Genomic DNA, 17,267 nt, shown 5'->3' on the forward strand with positions numbered 1-17,267 from the left:
GGGCGGCCGCCGCTCAGCGGCCCCGGCGAGCCGCTCGAGGACGCGCGGGGACGCGCGGGGAGAAGAGGGGGAACCCGGCGGCGCCGTGCACCCCCTCCTTCCGTGTGCCGCGGCCGGGGGCCGGTCCGTCCTAGCGCAGGGTCCACTTCTGGTTGGCGGCGCCCGTGCACGTCCAGATCTGCGCCCGGGCCCCGTTGGCCGAGGAGTTGTCCGTGACGTCGAGGCACTTGTCCGCCGTCGCGTTCACGACATCGCCCGTGGCCGCGTTGTACGACCACCGTTGGGCACCGCTCCCGTTGCAGTCGTACAACTGCACCTTGGCCCCGTCCGCCGTGGAGGCGGAGGTGACGTCCAGGCACTTGCCGAGCGCCCGGACCGAGCCGTCGGCCTGGACGGTCCACGTCTGCGCGGCGGAGCCGTTGCAGTCGTAGAGCTGCACCGCCGTACCGTTGGCGCTCGAACCGCCCGCCACGTCGAGGCACTTGCCGGCCAGCCCCACGAAGGCGCCGGACGTGCCGCCACCGCCGGACTGCGTGCCGGACCAGGTGAAGGTCGCCGAGGTCTTCCCGGGCAGCGAGTAAGTGGCGTGCTGGCCGCCCCAGTTGATGGTGACCGTCTTCGCCGAGGAGCCGTCGTTGTACGCGATCAGCGCCTTGCTGCCGTCCGGGTTGCGCCAGGCCACGTTCGGCACCGCGGCGGACGCCGTGGAGGCTATGCGCTGGGCGCCGGGCCGGACGAACTTCGTCAGGTGGCCCATGGTGTAGTACTCGACCGTGTAGTCGACCGTCCCGCTCGCGCCGTCCCCGTTGTGCACGGTGATCAGGCCGGTGCAGGTGCCGCAGCCGCCGTTGTGCGGGCCCATGTTCTGGTCCACGGCCAGCGACCACTTGGTCACCGACTTCGCCCAGTTGCGGGTGTAGTCGATGATGTTGGACATGTCCTCGCGCTGCTGGTTGGCGATCCAGGTGCCGCCGGAGTGCTCGGTGCCGAAGGCGTCCAGCGCCGGGTACTGGTTGTGCACGCTCGTCTGCTTGGCGATGTCACCGCCGTAGCCGTGCCAGGCGATGCCGCCGAAGTTCGGGTGGTTGCGCACCGCCGGATCGTCCACCGTCTGGGCGGCGTAGGAGTCGTAGACGTCCCAGTTCCAGTCGTGCGCCAGCACCTTCGTGGTCAGGCCGGCGGACGCGAGCCTGGGCAGCAGCTCGCTCTTGGTGAAGTACGCGAGGCCGCTCGCGTTCCAGCTCATCGACGGGTAGCCGGAACAGCAGGTCGGCTCGTTCTGCGCGGTCACGTACGAGACGTTGACGCCCTGGTCCCGGTACGCCTGGAGGTACTTCACGAAGTAGGAGGCGTAGGCCCCGTAGTCCTCGGACTTCAGCCAGCCCCCGTTGAGCGAGCCGCTGTCCTTCATCCAGGCCGGCGCCGTCCACGGCGAGGCCATCACCGTGAGCGCGGGATCGAGCTGGAGTGCCTGCTTCGTCAGCGGCACCACGTCCGCCAGGTCGTGCGCGATGGAGAACTTCGACAGCGACGCGTCGGTCTGGCCGGCCGGCACGTCGTCGTACGTGTAGCCGTAGCGCGCCAGGTCGGAGGCGCCCATCGGGTTGCGCAGGAAGGACAGTCCGATGCCGTCCGTGGGTGAGAACAGCTTGCGCATGGTCGCGTCCCGGGTGCTCTGCGACAGCGCTCCGCTGCTGTTCATCAGCCAGGCCGCGGTGTCCGTGAAGGACGCGCCGCCGCCGGTGAAGGTCTGGTAGCGGGTGTTCTCGTCCACGGTGATGTTCTCGCCGCCGCCACCCGTCCCGGACTGGAAGGCGAACGGCGTCTGTGCCTGCAGGCCGCGTACGACGTGCCGGCCGGCGGAGTCGTCGGTGGTGGTGAGATAGGCCGTGACCTGCTCACCGGCCGCGTGCGCGGGGGGTACGGCCACGCTGACACCGGCGGCGGAGAGCAGCCCGGCGAGCAGCAGCCGGACTGTGCGGGGGGTTCTCCTCATGGTGCGTCGCCCTTCCTCTCGGGTCGACAGGGCTGACGGGGCGTCTTGACGTGCTGAAGCGCCCTTAGTTAACTCACGCCGTGAGCTAAGCCCTGAGTGAACCACGAGAGCCGAGGGAAGGTCCATGCGAAGAACCGCCCTGCTCGCCTCCGCCGCACTGCTGGCCGGTCTGCTCCCCTGGGCGACCGCGCAAGCCGCGGACGACCCGGCGCCAGCACCCGTCGACCGCTTCGAGGGCGAGGTGCCCTTCGCCGCCCAGCCCGCCGAGGGCATCTTCACCTGGGGCGGCGACACCGACGACCCGCCCACCCTCCGCCTCGCCGACCGCGCCGACGCCCCCGAGGGCGGCAAGGTGCTCGCCGGCAGCTACGACATCAGCGGCTACGGCGGCTTCACCCACGACTTCGCCGCCACCGCGCCCGCCCACGACTGGTCCGCCCACCGGGGCATCCGCTTCTGGTGGGACGGCCGGAACAACGGCAGGAAGATCCCCTTCGAGATCAAGGACGGCGGCGCGAACGGCGAGGCGTCCGAACTCTGGACCACCTCCTTCACCGACGACTTCACCGGCTGGAAGCGGATCGAGCTCCCCTTCACCGACTTCACCTACCGCACGGACTACCAGCCCGTCGGCGGCATCGACCACGTCCTCGGCCTCAAGGAGATGTGGGGCTACGCCCTCACCCTCCCGGCCGGCACCAAGGGCGACTTCGCCCTGGACGACGTCGAGCTGTACGGGACGCCGGACCAGGCGCTGACCGCCTCCGTCACCACCGACGCCCCCGTCCACCCGGTCAAGGAGGGCGCGACCGCCAAGGTCGAGGTCACCGTGGCCACGACCGGCGCACAGCCCCTCACCGCCCCGGTGACCGTCACCTACGCCACGGCGGACGGCACCGCGACCTCCGGCCAGGACTACACCCCCGTCTCCGGCACCCTCACCTTCCCCGCCGGCACCGCGTCCGGCGCCACCCGGACCATCGCCGTGCCCACCCGCCGGGACCGCGCGGCCGAACCCGCCGAGACCATCCCGCTGAAGCTCGACGTCACCGGCGCCAAGGCCCCCGCCGAGACCCCGCAGATCGTCGTCGACGCGAACGGGCTGCCCTACCTGGACAAGAGGTTGCCGATCCGCAAGCGGGTCGCGGACCTGCTCGGCCGCATGTCCCTGGCGGAGAAGGCCGGCCAGATGACCCAGGCCGAGCGCGGCGCGATGACCCGGCCCGGCGACATCGCCGCCTACGACCTCGGCTCCCTGCTCTCCGGCGGCGGCTCCACACCCACGCCCAACACCCCCGGGGCGTGGGCGAAGATGATCGACGCCTTCCAGCTGCGCACCCAGGCGACCCGCTTCCAGATCCCGCTGATCTACGGCGTCGACGCGGTCCACGGCCACAACAACCTCTCCGGCGCCACCGTCATGCCGCACAACATCGGCATCGGCGCGACCCGGGACCCACGGCTGGCCGAGCGGACCGGCGCGGTGACCGCCGCCGAGGTCCGCGCGACCGGCGTCCCCTGGGACTTCGCGCCCTGCCTGTGCGTGAGCCGCGACGAACGCTGGGGCCGCGCCTACGAGTCCTTCGGCGAGGACCCCGCCCTGGTCGACTCCATGGAGACGGTGATCCAGGGCCTCCAGGGCCGCGCGAACGGCAAGGACCTGGACCGCGCCGACAAAGTGCTCGCCACCGCCAAGCACTTCCTCGGCGACGGCGGCACCGCGTACGGCTCCTCGACCACGGGGACGTACACCCTCGACCAGGGCGTCACCAAGGTCACCCGCCAACAGCTGGAGGACATCCACCTCGCGCCGTTCCGGGAGGCCGTCGACCGGGGCATCGGCACGGTCATGCCGTCGTACTCGTCCCTGGACATCGTGGGCGACGGCAAGGGCGCGGTGAAGATGCACGCCCGCGACGACATGATCAACGGCGTGCTCAAGGACCGCCTGGGCTTCGACGGCTTCGTCATCAGCGACTGGAACGCCATCGACCAGCTCCCCGGCGACTACGCCGCCCACGTCCGCACGTCCGTCAACGCGGGCCTGGACATGATGATGGTGCCGTACGGCTACAAGGACTTCACCGCCACGCTCGTCGACGAGGTGAAGGCGGGCCGGATCAGCGAGGCCCGCGTGGACGACGCCGTCTCCCGCATCCTCACCGAGAAGTTCCAGCTGGGGCTCTTCGAGCACCCGTACGCCGACACCAGGGGCGCCGCCGCCATCGGCTCCGCGGCGCACCGGGCCGTGGCCCGCCAGGCGGCAGCCGAGTCCCAGGTCCTGCTGAAGAACACGGGCGGACTGCTGCCGCTGAAGAAGAGGCAGAAGGTGTACGTCGCCGGGTCCAACGCCGACGACATCGGCAACCAGACCGGCGGCTGGACCCTCACCTGGCAGGGCGCCTCCGGCGACACCGTTCCCGGCACGACCATCCTCCAGGGTCTGCGCAGGGCGGGCGGGGACGTCACCTACTCCAAGGACGCCTCGGCCCCGGCCGGCGGCTACGACGTCGGTGTGGTCGTCGTCGGCGAGACCCCCTACGCCGAGGGCGTCGGAGACGTCGGCAACGGTCACTCCCTGTCCCTGTCCGCGGCCGACCAGGCAGCCGTGGACAAGGTCTGCGCCGCGATGAAGTGCGTGGTGCTGACCGTCTCCGGCCGTCCCCAGCTCCTCGGCGACCGGCTCGGCGAGATCGACGCCCTGGTCGCCTCCTGGCTGCCCGGCACCGAGGGCGACGGCGTCGCCGACGTCCTCTACGGCAGGCGCCCCTTCACCGGCCAGCTCCCCGTCACCTGGCCGAAGTCGCAGGCACAGCTGCCCATCAACGTCGGCGACACGGCCTACGACCCGCAGTTCCCCTACGGCTGGGGCCTGACCACCCTCACTCACGTCCCGCGGGGCGGTACGGCCGCCCTGCGCGACCTCGGGGCCCGGGCGGCGGCGGCCGAACGCCACGGGGACGACCGGACCGGACGGGCGCTGGTCACCAAGGCCCGGCTGCTGGTCCAGCGGCACACGGGCGGCCGTCTCACGGCGGCGGTGGCGAAGCCCTTCGCCGACGCCGACCACCTGCTGCTGACCGGCCGGTACGGGAAGGCGGTGCAGAAGCTCACGGACGCCTACCGCGCCGCCTGACCTCCGTCAGCCGAGGTGGATGACCGAATTGGGGAGGCTTCGGGTAGTTTCGAAGTATGAAGGCCGTGCTGCGGACCCGAAGCCTCCCCGCCCTGCTGCTGGCCGTCCTGGCGCTGATGCTGGCGACCCTGGCGGCGCCCGCCGCGAGCGCGGACACCAGCGTCTCCACGATCGCCAGGGCCCTGCGAGCGAGCCCGGTCTACGTCGACCCGGCGGCCCGCGACCAGCTCTCGGCGGCGGACGCCGACACCCTCGCCGGCCGGATCAAGGACGCGGACAAACCGCTGTTCATCGCGGTCCTCCCGGCCGGCTACCGCACCACGAACCTCTTCACCGACCTGCGCGCGGCCACCGGGATCACCGGCCTCTACGGCATCCGCCTCGGCGACCGCTTCGACGCCCGCGCCGACTCCTCCGTCATGTCGGCCACGGCCCGGCAGAACCTGGTCTCCAGCGTCCGGGGCGAGGACGCCAAGGCCCAGCTGACCGACTTCACCGACCGGGCCCTGGCCAACATGGGCGGCCACGCCCCGAAGAGCTGGGGCGGCTCGTCCGGCGACGGCGGCGGCGCCTCGACCACCGCGCTGATCACGGTGGGCGCGGTGCTGGTGGCCGGCGGCGCGGGCGCGTACGCCCTGACCCGCCGCACCCGCCGGCGCCGCGAGCAGGAGCAGCGGGCCGCCCTGGACCGGCTGCGGGTGGTCGTGGACGAGGACATCACCGCGTTCGGCGAGGAACTGGACCGCCTCGACTTCCACCCCTCGGAACCGGGCGCCGACGACGCCATGCGCGCCGACTACGAGCGCGCCCTCGACGCCTACGAGACCGCGAAACAACGCATGGCCGCGGCGGCGAAGCCGGAGGACGTCCGCACGGTCACCGAGGCCCTGGAGGACGGCCGCTTCTCCCTCGCCCAGCTGTCCGCGAGGCGCGAACACCGCGCGCTCCCCGAGCGCCGCCCGCCCTGCTTCTTCGACCCCCGGCACGGCCCCTCGGTCACCGACGCCACCTGGACCCCGCCCGGCGGCGCCCCGCGCGAGGTCCCGGTCTGCGCGGCCGACGCCACCCGCCTGGCCGACGGCCGCGACCCCGTGATCCGCGAGGTCGACACCGACTACGGCCGCCGCCCCTACTGGGACGCCGGCCCGGCCTACGGCCCCTGGGCGGGCGGCTACTTCGGCGGCGGCCTGCTCCCGGGCCTGCTGTTCGGCACGGTACTGGGCAGCGTGATGGCCACCCCGTCCTACGCCGCCGACTACGGCACCGGGTACGGCGACTTCGGCGACTACGGCGCCGGCGGCTACCAGGGCGGCGACGTCTCCGGCACGGACTTCGACTCCGGGGACTTCGGGGGCGGGTTCGGCGACGGGGGCGGCTTCGGTGACGGGGGCGGCGGTGGGGGCGGGGACTTCGGCGGGGGGTTCTGATCCCCGGTCGCCCGAGCGGTCAGCGGGCGATGCCGTCGAGGAACCCGCTCCAGGTGGCGGGGGAGACGGTGAGGACGGGGCCGGTCGTGGCCGCCTTGGAGTCCCGTACGTGGACGGCGGCGGGGTGCGCGGCGACCTCTACGCAGTCGCCGCCTTCGTTGCTGCTGTAGCTGGACTTGCGCCAGTCGTAGGTGACTTCGAGGCAGTTGCCGCCCTCGCTGCCGCTGTAGCTGGACTTGAACCACGCGGTCGTCATGACTCTCCTAGCAGTCCGTGCAAGAGGCGCACACTCTTGTCGGGCGAGAGCGCCTGTGACCGCAGCATCGCATACTTGTGGTGATAGTCGCTGACCTCTTCCGGGTCGTCGACGAGGAAACTCGCCCGCTGTACCTCCAGGTAGGCCAGGCGTTCGTGCTCGGGGGTCTCCAGCAGTACCAGGGGGCCGTCCAGGCAGGCGTGCGGAACGCTTTCCACCGGCATGATCTGGAAGCTCACGTTGGTCGGTTCGGTGAGCTCCAGGATCTGCCGGAACTGCTCGCGCATCACTTCCTGGCCGCCCACTTGCCGTCGCAGGATGCTCTCTTCGAGGACGAAGTGCCCGACGGGCGGTCGCCGGCGCCGCCAGATCAGCTGCCGCTCCATGCGGGCGTTCACCCACTGTTCGGCCGTCTCGTCGCCGATGGCCGGATAGCGGTAGTCGAAGACGGCCCGGCAGTAGTCCTTGGTCTGGAGCAGCCCCGGTACCAGCAGGCTCTCGTACGACAGGATCCCCACCGCCTCCTGCTCGTGATCGACCAGCCCCTGCGCGAACTGCACGATCCGTTCCCGCACCGGTAAGCGGGTCACGAAGACGGCCAACGCCCCGCCCGTACCCAGTAGTTCGTCGAACTGCTCGGCGCGGTCCGGCTGGAGGGCCAGCCGGCCCTGTTCGATGGAGCGCACCGTGTCGACGTGGATGTGGGCCAGTTCGGAGAACTGCTCCTGGGTCAGCCGTGCCTGCTTGCGGTAGTGGGCGACCAGCGATCCCACCGCCTGCCACGTACCGACCTTCCGGCTCCTGGGTGTTGGGTTCATGGGCGTTGCCTACCCCCGTGCATGGACGAACCGGTCGTACCGAGGTCGTAGTGAACGGAACTACGACCTCACTCGTTGGCCCAGCGTAGTGACGCACAGTGACACTCGTTCCATGAACGCGGAACTTCGACCCTTTGCGGTGCGTGCGACCTTCTGTCACCGGGAGCGCAGGTCGGTGCAGCTGGCCCGCATGTTCGCGGGCGTGACCCTGGACGACTGGTCGCTGGCCGAGCGGCGCGACGACGTGCTCCTGTGTGTGAGCGAACTGGCGACCAACGCGCTGCTGCACGGGGTGCCGCCCGGCAGGGGGTACCTGGTCCGTCTGGTGCTGTACCGGGGCGGCGTGCTCCGGGTGGAGGTGCACGACAGCGGTCCGGGTGAGGTCCGCACCCGGGAGACGTCCTCGGAGTCGGAGCGCGGCCGGGGTCTGCTCCTCGTCGCGGCCCTCGCGGACAAGTGGGGCGTGGGGGAGCGGAACCCCGGCAAGATCGTGTGGTGCGAGTTCGCCGTGCGGGGTGGCGGGGCGGCCGTACCGGCGTTCACCTGAAGCCGGCGGACACGGACCCCGCCCCTCGGATGTCCGCCCCCCGCCGACGCCTCACGCGTTGCGGATGGCCGAGATGTCGAAGACCAGCTTGATCTTGTCGGAGATCAGGACACCGCCGGTCTCCAGGGCCGCGTTCCAGGTCAGGCCCCACTCGGAGCGCAGGATCTCGGCCTTGCCCTCGAAGCCGACGCGGGCGTTGCCGAAGGGGTCCGTGGCGGAGCCGTTGAACTCCAGGTCGATGGAGATCGGCTTGGTGACGCCGAGCAGGGAGAGGTCGCCGGTGACGCGGTAGTCGTCGCCGCCCAGCGACTCGGCCTTGGTGGAGCGGAACGTCATGGCCGGGAACTCGTCGATCTTGAAGAAGTCGGCCGACTTCAGGTGACCGTCGCGGTCGGCGTTGCCGGTGTCGATGCTCGCCATCTGGATGTCGAGCGTGGCGGTGGAGCGGGTGGGGTCGGCGCCGTCCAGGTGGAGCGTGCCGGTGAAGTCGTGGAAGCCGCCCTTGACGTTGGTGACCATGGCGTGCCGGGCCACGAAGCCGATCGTGCTGTGGGCGGGGTCGATCGTGTAGTCGCCGGTCAGCGCGGTGAGGTCGGGGCCCGCGGCGGTCTGGGCGGCGGGGGCGACGGTGGTGTCCTTGCGGCCGAAGATACCCATCACATGCTCCTGGTTGAACGTTAAACGAATCTGGCGTCTCCGACGGTAGACCCATTCTGTTCAGTTTTCAACATCATCCGGTACGTGTTCTCGTGATTTCACACAGTCACCACGCACACCCCCTGGCGCACGCGCCGAACGCTCGGGCACCATCTGCCTGCACCACCTGCACAGCCGATCCCACCGGAAGCACGGCCCACCGCAGGAAGGTCCCTCCATGAAGCCGCTCAAGATGCGCGCCCTGCTGACCACGCTGGCCCTCGTCGCCGCGCCCGGCGTCGCCGTCCTCGGCACCGCCACCGACGCCTCCGCCGCCACCAAGATCAGCCAGGCGACCGCCACCCAGATGTTCCGCCAGGCCGGCATCACCTGGTCGTCCTCGGGCAACTGCTCCGACCGCAACAACCCGACGTGCACGTCCTTCGAGCAGCTGAACCTGGCCACCGCGCAGGGCGCCCAGACCCTCAAGGGGGCCAGTGGCTGCGCGCTCAACATCACCGGGGGCACCGAGACCGGACACGCCTCCGGCACCTACTCCCACTGGAACGGCTACAAGCTCGACTTCGGCAAGAACACGTGCCTGACGTCGTACGTCAAGAACACCTTCACCTACATCGGCCTGCGCGGCGACGGCTACCCGCAGTGGCAGTCGGGCTCCGGCAACATCTACGCCGACGAGGGCAGCCACTGGGACGTCCTCTACTACAACTGCGGCGGCTGCTGAGCCGGCGGGAGAGGGCGGTGACCGGCCCCATGGGCATGACCCGACGCGCACTCCTGCTGGCCACCGCCCTCGCCGCCGCCCCCGGGTGGAACGCGCGGGCGGCCGGCGACGACCCCTACGACGCACTGCGCCGGCGCTGGCTCGGCATCGCGCTCGGCACCGGCTACGACCCGGGCGCCGAACCGTACGCCTCCCGGCTCGCCCAACTCGGGCAGCTGGCGCAGGAGTTCCGGGCCGCCATGGCCCCCGGACCGGCCTCCCTGTGGCCGGGCCACCCCTTCGACCCGCCGTCCGGCATCACCTTCAGCTACGGCCGCCTGTGGACCATGGCCCAGGCGTACGCGCAGGACGGCACCGGCGTGACCGGCGACCCCGGGCTGCTCGCCGACGTCCTGCGCGGTGTCGACCACCTGTCCGCCACCGTCTACAACCCCTCCATCACCCGCTACGGCAACTGGTGGGAGTGGCAGATCGGCAGCCCCCGTCTGCTCATGGACATCACGGCCGTCCTGCACGCGCAGCTCGGCCCGGAGCGGATCGCGGCGGCCTGCGCGGCCGTCGACCACTTCATCCCGGACGCGATGCTCACCGACTACTCCGGCACCTCCACCGGCGCCAACCGTGTCGACCTGTGCCGCTCGGTGGTGCTGCGCGGCATCCTCGGCCGGGACCCCGGCCGGATCTCCCTGGCCCGGGACGCCCTCTCACCGGTCTTCCCCCACGTCACCCGGGGCGACGGCCTCTATGCCGACGGCTCTTTCGTCCAGCACACCTGGGTCGCCTACTCGGGTACCTACGGCCAGGTCCTGCTCGACGGCCTCGGGCGGCTGTTCGCGCTGCTCGCGGGATCCGCGTGGGAGGTGACCGACCCCGCCCGGCAGAACATCCTGGACGGCGTCGAGCGCGCCTACGCGCCCCTCGTCCACGACGGACTGGTGATGGACTGCGTCAACGGCCGGGCCATCAGCCGGGGTTACCTGCGCGGCGACGACCTGCACGTCATGCGCAGCGACCACTACCACGGCCAGGCGCTGATCGCCGCCATCGCCCTGCTCGCGGCCGGCGCGGGCGAGGCGGAGCGACAGCGCTGGCACGGTCGTGTCAAGGGCTGGATCGAACGGGACACCGTGGTACCGATGCTGACGTCACGTCAGTTCGGCGTGGCCGATCTGGCGCGGCTGCACGCCATCGCCGGCTCGCCCGGACCCGCGGCCCCCGAACCGCTCGGCCACCGCCTCTTCCCGGCCATGGACCGCGCCGTCCACCGCACTTCCCGGTTCACCGCCGCCCTCGCCATGGCCAGCGACCGCATCGCCCACTACGAGTGCGGCAACGGCGAGAACCCGCGCGGCTGGCACACCGGCTCCGGTCTGCTCTCCTGGTGGCCGCGTGGCCGGAGCGACCAGTACACCGACTGGTACTGGCCCACCGTCGACTGGTACCGGCTGCCCGGCACCACGGTGTCGGCCAAACGGCTCGCCGACCGGGCCGGCGGTGAGTGGGGCGCCCCCAAACCGGACGTGCGCTGGGTCGGCGGCACCACCGACGGCACGTACGCGGCCGTCGGCCAGCACCTCAAGGGCCTCGGCTCCACCCTGGAGGCCCGCAAGTCCTGGTTCTTCCTCGCCGACGCCGTGGTCTGCCTCGGCGCCGGGATCACCTGTGCCGACGGCGTCCCGGTCGAGACGGTCGTGGACAACCGCAACCTGGGCGAGAACGGCGGCCAGCGTTTCGTCCGCGGCCCGCACTGGGCCCACCTCGCGGAACACGGCGGCTGGATCCTGCCGTACGGCGGCGCACTGCGCGCCCTGCGCGAGGACCGCACCGGCGCCTGGTCCGACATCAACACCACCAGCGAGACCGAGCGGCGCACCCGGCGCTGGCAGACCCTCTGGCTCGACCACGGCACCGACCCGGTGGACGCCCGCTACGTCTATGTCCTGCTCCCCGGCGCCACCCGCGCGGAAACGGCCGCCCGGGCCGCCGACCGGCACTGGCTGACCGTCCTCGCCAACGACCCGGCCTGCCAGGCCGTGGCCGTCCCCCGGCTGGGTCTGACGGCCGGGAACTTCTGGCGAGCCGGTACGGTGGGGGACCTGACCCTCTCGGCGGGCGCGAGCGTGCTCCTCGTGCGCCGGGGCCGCACGGCCACCCTCCTGGTGAGTGAGCCACCCCGCACCGGAGCCCCGCTGGAACTGGTCTGGGACCACCCGGTGCGCGCGGTCACCCGGGCCGACGACAGCGTCGAGGTCCTCTCGGCGGACCGCCGTCTGAGGCTCCGTGTCACTCCAGGGATGGCATGCTCCACACACGAATGTGAGGTGGGTCTCGGCTGACGGACTTGTGGCCTCCCTACAAGCCGGGGCCCTTCTGAGCAGTCGGAACGGCTGCATCCCGGGATGGTTCTGTTCACTGGTACCAGGAAAACGGGCCGGAGACTGTACAGAGTCGACGGCTCGCTTTTCTTCGTGTCCTTCGTAAGGTCGCTACATGACCGTTTTGGAAGAGACGACGGGTGAGCCGACCGGCGAGCCGACGGACGCGCGCGGACGGGTCGCCGAACTGCACGAGATCCGTGCCCAGGCCGTGGCGGGCCCGAGCGAGAAGGCGACCGAGGCGCAGCACGCCAAGGGCAAGCTGACGGCACGGGAGCGGATCGAGCTGCTCCTCGACCCCGGGTCCTTCCAGGAGGTCGAGCAGCTGCGCCGGCACCGCGCGACCGGCTTCGGCCTGGAGGCGAAGAAGCCGTACACCGACGGTGTCATCACCGGCTGGGGCACGGTGGAGGGCCGTACGGTCTTCGTCTACGCGCACGACTTCCGGATCTTCGGCGGCGCGCTCGGCGAGGCCCACGCCACGAAGATCCACAAGATCATGGACATGGCCATCGCGGCCGGTGCGCCGCTGGTCTCCCTGAACGACGGTGCCGGTGCCCGTATCCAGGAGGGCGTCTCGGCGCTCGCCGGCTACGGCGGCATCTTCCAGCGCAACACCAAGGCGAGCGGTGTCATCCCGCAGATCTCCGTGATGCTCGGTCCGTGCGCGGGCGGCGCGGCCTACAGCCCCGCCCTGACGGACTTCGTCTTCATGGTCCGCGAGACCTCGCAGATGTTCATCACCGGCCCGGACGTGGTCAAGGCGGTGACGGGCGAGGAGATCACCCAGAACGGCCTGGGCGGCGCCGACGTGCACGCCGAGACCTCCGGCGTCTGCCACTTCGCGTACGACGACGAGGAGACCTGCATCGCCGAGGTGCGCTACCTCCTGTCGCTGCTCCCGCAGAACAACCGCGAGAACCCGCCCCGGGTGGACTCCACGGACCCGGTGGACCGCCGCTCCGACGTCCTCCTCGACCTCGTCCCGGCCGACGGCAACCGGCCCTACGACATGACCAAGGTCATCGAGGAGATCGTCGACGACGGCGACTACCTGGAGGTCCACGAGCGCTGGGCGCGCAACATCATCTGCGCGCTGGGCCGCCTGGACGGCCAGGTGGTCGGCATCATCGCCAACCAGCCCCAGGTCCTCGCCGGCGTCCTGGACATCGAGGCGAGCGAAAAAGCTGCGCGCTTCGTGCAGATGTGTGACGCTTTCAACATCCCGATCGTCACCTTCCTGGACGTGCCCGGGTTCCTCCCCGGTGTCGACCAGGAACACGGCGGAATCATCCGCCACGGCGCGAAGCTGCTGTACGCCTACTGCAACGCGACCGTGCCGAGGATCTCGCTCATCCTGCGCAAGGCGTACGGAGGTGCCTACATCGTCATGGACTCCCAGTCGATCGGCGCCGACCTCACCTACGCGTGGCCGACGAACGAGATCGCCGTGATGGGCGCGGAAGGCGCCGCCAACGTCATCTTCCGCCGGCAGATCGCGGGCGCCGAGGACCCCGAGGCCATGCGCCAGAAGATGGTCAAGGAGTACAAGGCCGAGCTGATGCACCCCTACTACGCGGCCGAACGCGGCCTGGTCGACGACGTCATCGACCCCGCGGAGACCCGCGAGGTGCTGGCCAAGTCCCTGGCGATGCTGCACACCAAGCACGCCGACCTGCCCTCGCGCAAGCACGGCAACCCCCCGCAGTAACCCGGCGGACCCTCCGCGGCAACCCCGCGGACCTCTCATCCACGGAGACTGACACCCATGAGCACTCCTGACATCCGCGTCGAGAAGGGCCACGCCGACCCCGAGGAGGTCGCCGCCATCACGGCCGTCCTCATGGCCCGCGCCGCCGCCCGTCCCGAGCCCTCGGCCCAGACCCACCGAGGCCGCGCCAAGGCAGGCTGGCGCCGCCTGGAGCGCGAGGGCGGTTTCCGCGCGCCGCACAGCTGGCACTGACCGAGGTTCAGTGCGTGACCGCAGCCCCGCTCGCCCTCCTGGGCGGCGGGGCTGCGGTGTGTTCAGTCGACAGTGACGTGGACCCCGGGGACGCGCAGTTCGGTGACGGGTCCCGCGCCGGTCTCGCAGTCGCTCAGCTCCAGCCACCTCAGCCGTGCCCACGGGCGCAGGCCGTCCGGTCCGTCGGGCAGGAGACAGCCGTGCAGGCCGAGACCGGTGAGCCTGTCGCGGACCGGCGCGAGTCGCCCCGGCAGATCCCGGGCGTCGAAGTAGTAGAGCCTCAGGCTGCGCAGACGGTCCAGCACGGACAAGGCGGCCAGTTCGGGTAGCCCGTTGCGGTGATCACTGACGAGGTACAGATTCTCGACGCCGCCGAGCGGGCTCAGGAAGTCCAGCCCGGTCGCCGCTGTCACACGCGAACAGACCAGCGTGTCGAGTTTCGGCAGTACCGGGAGGCCCGCGATGCCGGCACCGCCGGCCAGCGGCAACTGCAAGAGGCGCAGCGCGGGCAGGTCCGCCAGGTCCTGCGGATTGCGCACCGCCGCGGCACCGAGGAGCTGGAAGCCACTGAGCTCGCCGTGCCCCTTGAGCAGGGACAGGTCAGCCGTGCCCCGCACGGTGCACGTCAGTTCCCGAAGCGGAGCGAGTTCGCCGAGCAGGGACAGGTCCGGCAGGCCGAACCTGATCCACAGCGAGGTCAGCGATCGCAGCCGTACCGTGGCTCGCACCTGGGCCGCGTGCTTCACCTCCACTCGGTGGCTGTCCAACGGAAGCCCGCTCATCACCCGATCGGCGTAAGCATCCGCGTCGAAGTACCCCCAGGCGTCGATGAGCGCGGCGATCACGTCACGACGCCCGTCCCGCGCGTAGCCCTCCAGGACCGTCAGTGCCTGCTCCCCGCCGATCAGCGCCACGGTCCGCACCGTCTGCACCGCCGCCTTGGTCGTCAGTTCCCCCAGCGAGCGCGGCAGCCTCCGCAGCAGACTCGGCCCGACCGCCGCCAACGCGGGCGGGTCGGTCTGCCGTCGCGCCGGGAGAAGAGCGGACACCGCCTCCTCCAGCCTCCCGGCGAGCCCGTCGGAGACCTCCGGCACGGTCTCCTGGCAGGCCGCCGCCAGCAGCCGCAGCTTCCTGCCGTACCGGGGTTCCTCCCGAGCCCGGTCCAGGATGCCGCCGAGCAGTTCCTCCCGCTGCGGGCGGTTCGCATGGCCCGCCGCCATGATGACCGTCTCGCGCCACAGGTCCAGATGGGCCCGCTCGACCAGGTTGCCGACGCGGTCCTCCTCCGTCGCCTCCGCGGCGGCCAGGTACTCCTGGAACGTCCGGTGCACGAAGTCCAGACGGCCCTCGGCGGGGGAGCGGAGGATCCCCGAGCGGTCCCGGAGCTGCTCCAGGACCCGGCCGCCGTCCTGCTCCTCCACGTGCCGCATCCCGGTGAGCTTCCTGCCGACGTGCACGGCCGCCTGCTCCAGCCCGATCTCGCTGCGGTTGTTGTCCGACAGCCGCCACGCCAGGTCCCGGAGCAGCACCAGCTTGTCGTTCAGGCTCAGCGCGCTGTCCACCGCGCTGGGCACGTTCCGGTCCGCGTCCCGCTCGTGGACCAGGGCGTGCAGGGCGTTGCGGTACAGCTCCATCCGGTCCCGGGGGAGTTGGCTGCCCCGGTTCAGGTGCATCGCGCACAGCATCGCCGCCAGCAGCGGAGTACCCGCCAGGGACTGAAGGTGCGGCCGGTCCTTCAGGCTCGTCAGCAACGACTGTTCGCAGCGCGGAAGTTCCTCCACCGGGCACGGCAGGTCGTCGTCCAGCTCCCGTACCGCCCGGTGCCACTGCCGTACGAAGGCCGCGAGGTCGGGCGGGGCCATGCGGTCCAGGTGCAGGGCCGTGAACTCCTCGCGGCGCAGCCAGTCGGCGCGTGCCGCCGCGGGCCGGGAGGTGACGACCACCCGCACGTCCCCGTAGGCGGTGAGCAGCCTGCGCAGCCACTCCCGTACGCCCCGCCGCTCGCCGTCCAGCAGCTCGTCCACGCCGTCGACGAGCAGCAGGGCCTTGCCGCCCACGAGTTGGCGCTCCACCCACGCCTTCGGCATGACGCCGGTGATCTGCCCGGCCACCGAGTCCAGCATCGCCTCGGGCCTCGGCAGCTCCCGGCCGCTGTACTCCCGCAGCTTCACGAACACCGGCGTCAGGCCGTTCCAGCCCGCCAGTTCGCCGGTGAAGGCACCTCGCGCCGCCGTGATCGCCAGCCAGCGCAGCAGCGTCGTCTTGCCGGAGCCCGCCTCGCCGCGCAGCAGCACCCGGGTGGCTCCGCCCAGGGCCGTTTCCACCCGCATCCCGGCGCTCTCGCCCCCGGGGTCCTCCCAGTCGCTCATGTCAGGGCGCAGCACGGGCAGGGAGCGGGCCGGACGTCGCCGGCTTCCGTCGTCCCCCGTCGCCCGCAGGCTCACGTACGCCACCGAGAGCCGCACCTGCGCCCCCGCCCGGTCGGACGTGCGCCGGAACAGTTCCACCTCGTCCAGGCTCGTGCTGACCAGTTCCAGATAGCGGCGCCGGAAGTCACCGTCCCGGTCCGTGCCCTCGGGCGCGAACAGGGAGCGGTCGGGCAGCCGTCGAAGCACCCGGGCGATCTCGGCGCCCAAGGAGGTCGTGCGGCCCAGCAGCTCGGTCAGCGCCCGTTCCTCGAAGACCGGCAGCCCCTGCACGACGCGTACGTAGTACTCGACGCACTCGCCGAGGAGCATCTCGAACAGCCGGCCCTCCGCCTCGCCGAGACCGGCCGGCGGCCCTGCCGTTGCCGTCACCCGGCGCACGATCTCCGCCGGGCTCACGTCCGCCGCCAGGACCGCCCCGTCCGACAGGTCCGCCGCCGCGAACGTGTCGCACACCCCGTCGATCACGGCCTGCCGGCTGCTGTTCTCCAGGCCGGGGAACTCCCGGTCCAGGAAGGGCGCCAGCCGGTCGTACACCGCGTCCGCGATCTCCTCGAACTGCCGTTGGACGCCCCGCTGGAACCGCAGCCCCGACACCCGCAGCCGGATCAGCTCGGCCATGTCCAGCCGGCGTTCCTGCTCCCGCCGCTTGCCCCCGAGCCACATCTGGGCCGCGGCCTTCGCCACGGTCGTCCCCAGCCGTAACGCCGCCACCTCGGCGCCGCTCATCGCCCACCCCCTCCGTGAACGCGCTGCGATCTGGGCATTGTCACCCATGCCCCCCGGCGCCGTGCCGTCTTTCGCTCCCTCGGATACGCGGACGGCCCCCGTACCTCTGGCGGGAGAGGCGGGGGCCGGGTCCGGTCGCGGGGCGCGGGGCTCTAGCGCAGGCGGGCCATGAGGGCGTGTTCCACCAGTGTGATCAGGGCGCTCTTGGCGTCC

12 protein-coding genes are annotated in these 17,267 nt (G+C 71.4%); 7 read left to right on the plus strand and 5 right to left on the minus strand.

Annotated features, from left to right (window positions below; translation table 11 throughout):
- Positions 1-130 precede the first annotated feature (130 nt).
- Positions 131-1,996 carry a ricin-type beta-trefoil lectin domain protein gene (locus AB0B40_RS33250; RefSeq protein ID WP_362267223.1) on the minus strand — a complete coding sequence of 622 codons (1,866 nt, stop codon included), beginning with the start codon at positions 1,994-1,996 and terminating at the stop codon, positions 131-133.
- A gap of 124 nt (positions 1,997-2,120) precedes the next feature.
- Here AB0B40_RS33250 and AB0B40_RS33255 point away from each other — a divergent pair, with 124 nt between their 5' ends.
- Entirely contained in the window at positions 2,121-5,132 is a 3,012-nt protein-coding gene (locus AB0B40_RS33255; RefSeq protein ID WP_362267226.1) for a glycoside hydrolase family 3 N-terminal domain-containing protein, read from the plus strand.
- A 56-nt stretch (positions 5,133-5,188) separates the two neighbouring features.
- Complete coding sequence (locus AB0B40_RS33260) at positions 5,189-6,559, plus strand: hypothetical protein (RefSeq protein WP_362267228.1); 1,371 nt, start codon at positions 5,189-5,191, stop codon at positions 6,557-6,559.
- A gap of 19 nt (positions 6,560-6,578) precedes the next feature.
- Here the strand turns inward: AB0B40_RS33260 and AB0B40_RS33265 are convergent, their stop codons facing one another.
- Together AB0B40_RS33265 and AB0B40_RS33270 are read right to left on the minus strand one after the other, a co-directional pair.
- Complete coding sequence (locus tag AB0B40_RS33265; RefSeq protein ID WP_345053612.1) at positions 6,579-6,815, minus strand: DUF397 domain-containing protein; 237 nt, start codon at positions 6,813-6,815, stop codon at positions 6,579-6,581.
- Entirely contained in the window at positions 6,812-7,633 is an 822-nt protein-coding gene (locus AB0B40_RS33270; protein WP_345053610.1) for a helix-turn-helix transcriptional regulator, read from the minus strand. The genes AB0B40_RS33265 and AB0B40_RS33270 overlap by 4 nt, the downstream gene beginning before the upstream one ends.
- A gap of 112 nt (positions 7,634-7,745) precedes the next feature.
- Here AB0B40_RS33270 and AB0B40_RS33275 point away from each other — a divergent pair, with 112 nt between their 5' ends.
- Entirely contained in the window at positions 7,746-8,180 is a 435-nt protein-coding gene (locus AB0B40_RS33275) for an ATP-binding protein (protein ID WP_345053608.1), read from the plus strand.
- Between the two features lie 51 nt (positions 8,181-8,231).
- On the opposite strand, the gene AB0B40_RS33280 is transcribed toward AB0B40_RS33275, so the two are convergent.
- Positions 8,232-8,837, minus strand: a complete 606-nt coding sequence (locus AB0B40_RS33280) for a YceI family protein (protein WP_345053606.1) — start codon at positions 8,835-8,837, stop codon at positions 8,232-8,234.
- 217 nt (positions 8,838-9,054) lie between these two features.
- On the opposite strand from AB0B40_RS33280, the gene AB0B40_RS33285 reads away from it, so the two are divergent.
- From AB0B40_RS33285 to AB0B40_RS33300, 4 genes are all read left to right on the plus strand, one after another.
- Positions 9,055-9,561: a hypothetical protein gene (locus AB0B40_RS33285; protein WP_345053603.1), complete on the plus strand. Its 507-nt coding sequence runs from the start codon at positions 9,055-9,057 to the stop codon at positions 9,559-9,561.
- Positions 9,562-9,590: 29 nt separating this feature from the next.
- A complete protein-coding gene (locus AB0B40_RS33290) occupies positions 9,591-11,897 on the plus strand; it encodes a polysaccharide lyase 8 family protein (RefSeq protein WP_362267233.1) in 2,307 nt (768 codons plus the stop codon).
- A 154-nt stretch (positions 11,898-12,051) separates the two neighbouring features.
- Positions 12,052-13,647 carry an acyl-CoA carboxylase subunit beta gene (locus AB0B40_RS33295; RefSeq protein WP_345053601.1) on the plus strand — a complete coding sequence of 532 codons (1,596 nt, stop codon included), beginning with the start codon at positions 12,052-12,054 and terminating at the stop codon, positions 13,645-13,647.
- A 57-nt stretch (positions 13,648-13,704) separates the two neighbouring features.
- Complete coding sequence (locus tag AB0B40_RS33300) at positions 13,705-13,899, plus strand: acyl-CoA carboxylase subunit epsilon (RefSeq protein ID WP_161288056.1); 195 nt, start codon at positions 13,705-13,707, stop codon at positions 13,897-13,899.
- Positions 13,900-13,961: 62 nt separating this feature from the next.
- Here AB0B40_RS33300 and AB0B40_RS33305 read toward each other — a convergent pair whose 3' ends face one another.
- Positions 13,962-17,054 (minus strand): NACHT domain-containing protein, encoded by a 3,093-nt coding sequence (locus tag AB0B40_RS33305; protein WP_362267231.1) that lies wholly within the window; start codon positions 17,052-17,054, stop codon positions 13,962-13,964.
- Positions 17,055-17,267: the final 213 nt, after the last annotated feature.

Source organism: Streptomyces sp. NPDC042638 (assembly GCF_040647235.1).
In the GTDB taxonomy this organism is placed as follows: domain Bacteria; phylum Actinomycetota; class Actinomycetes; order Streptomycetales; family Streptomycetaceae; genus Streptomyces; species Streptomyces rameus.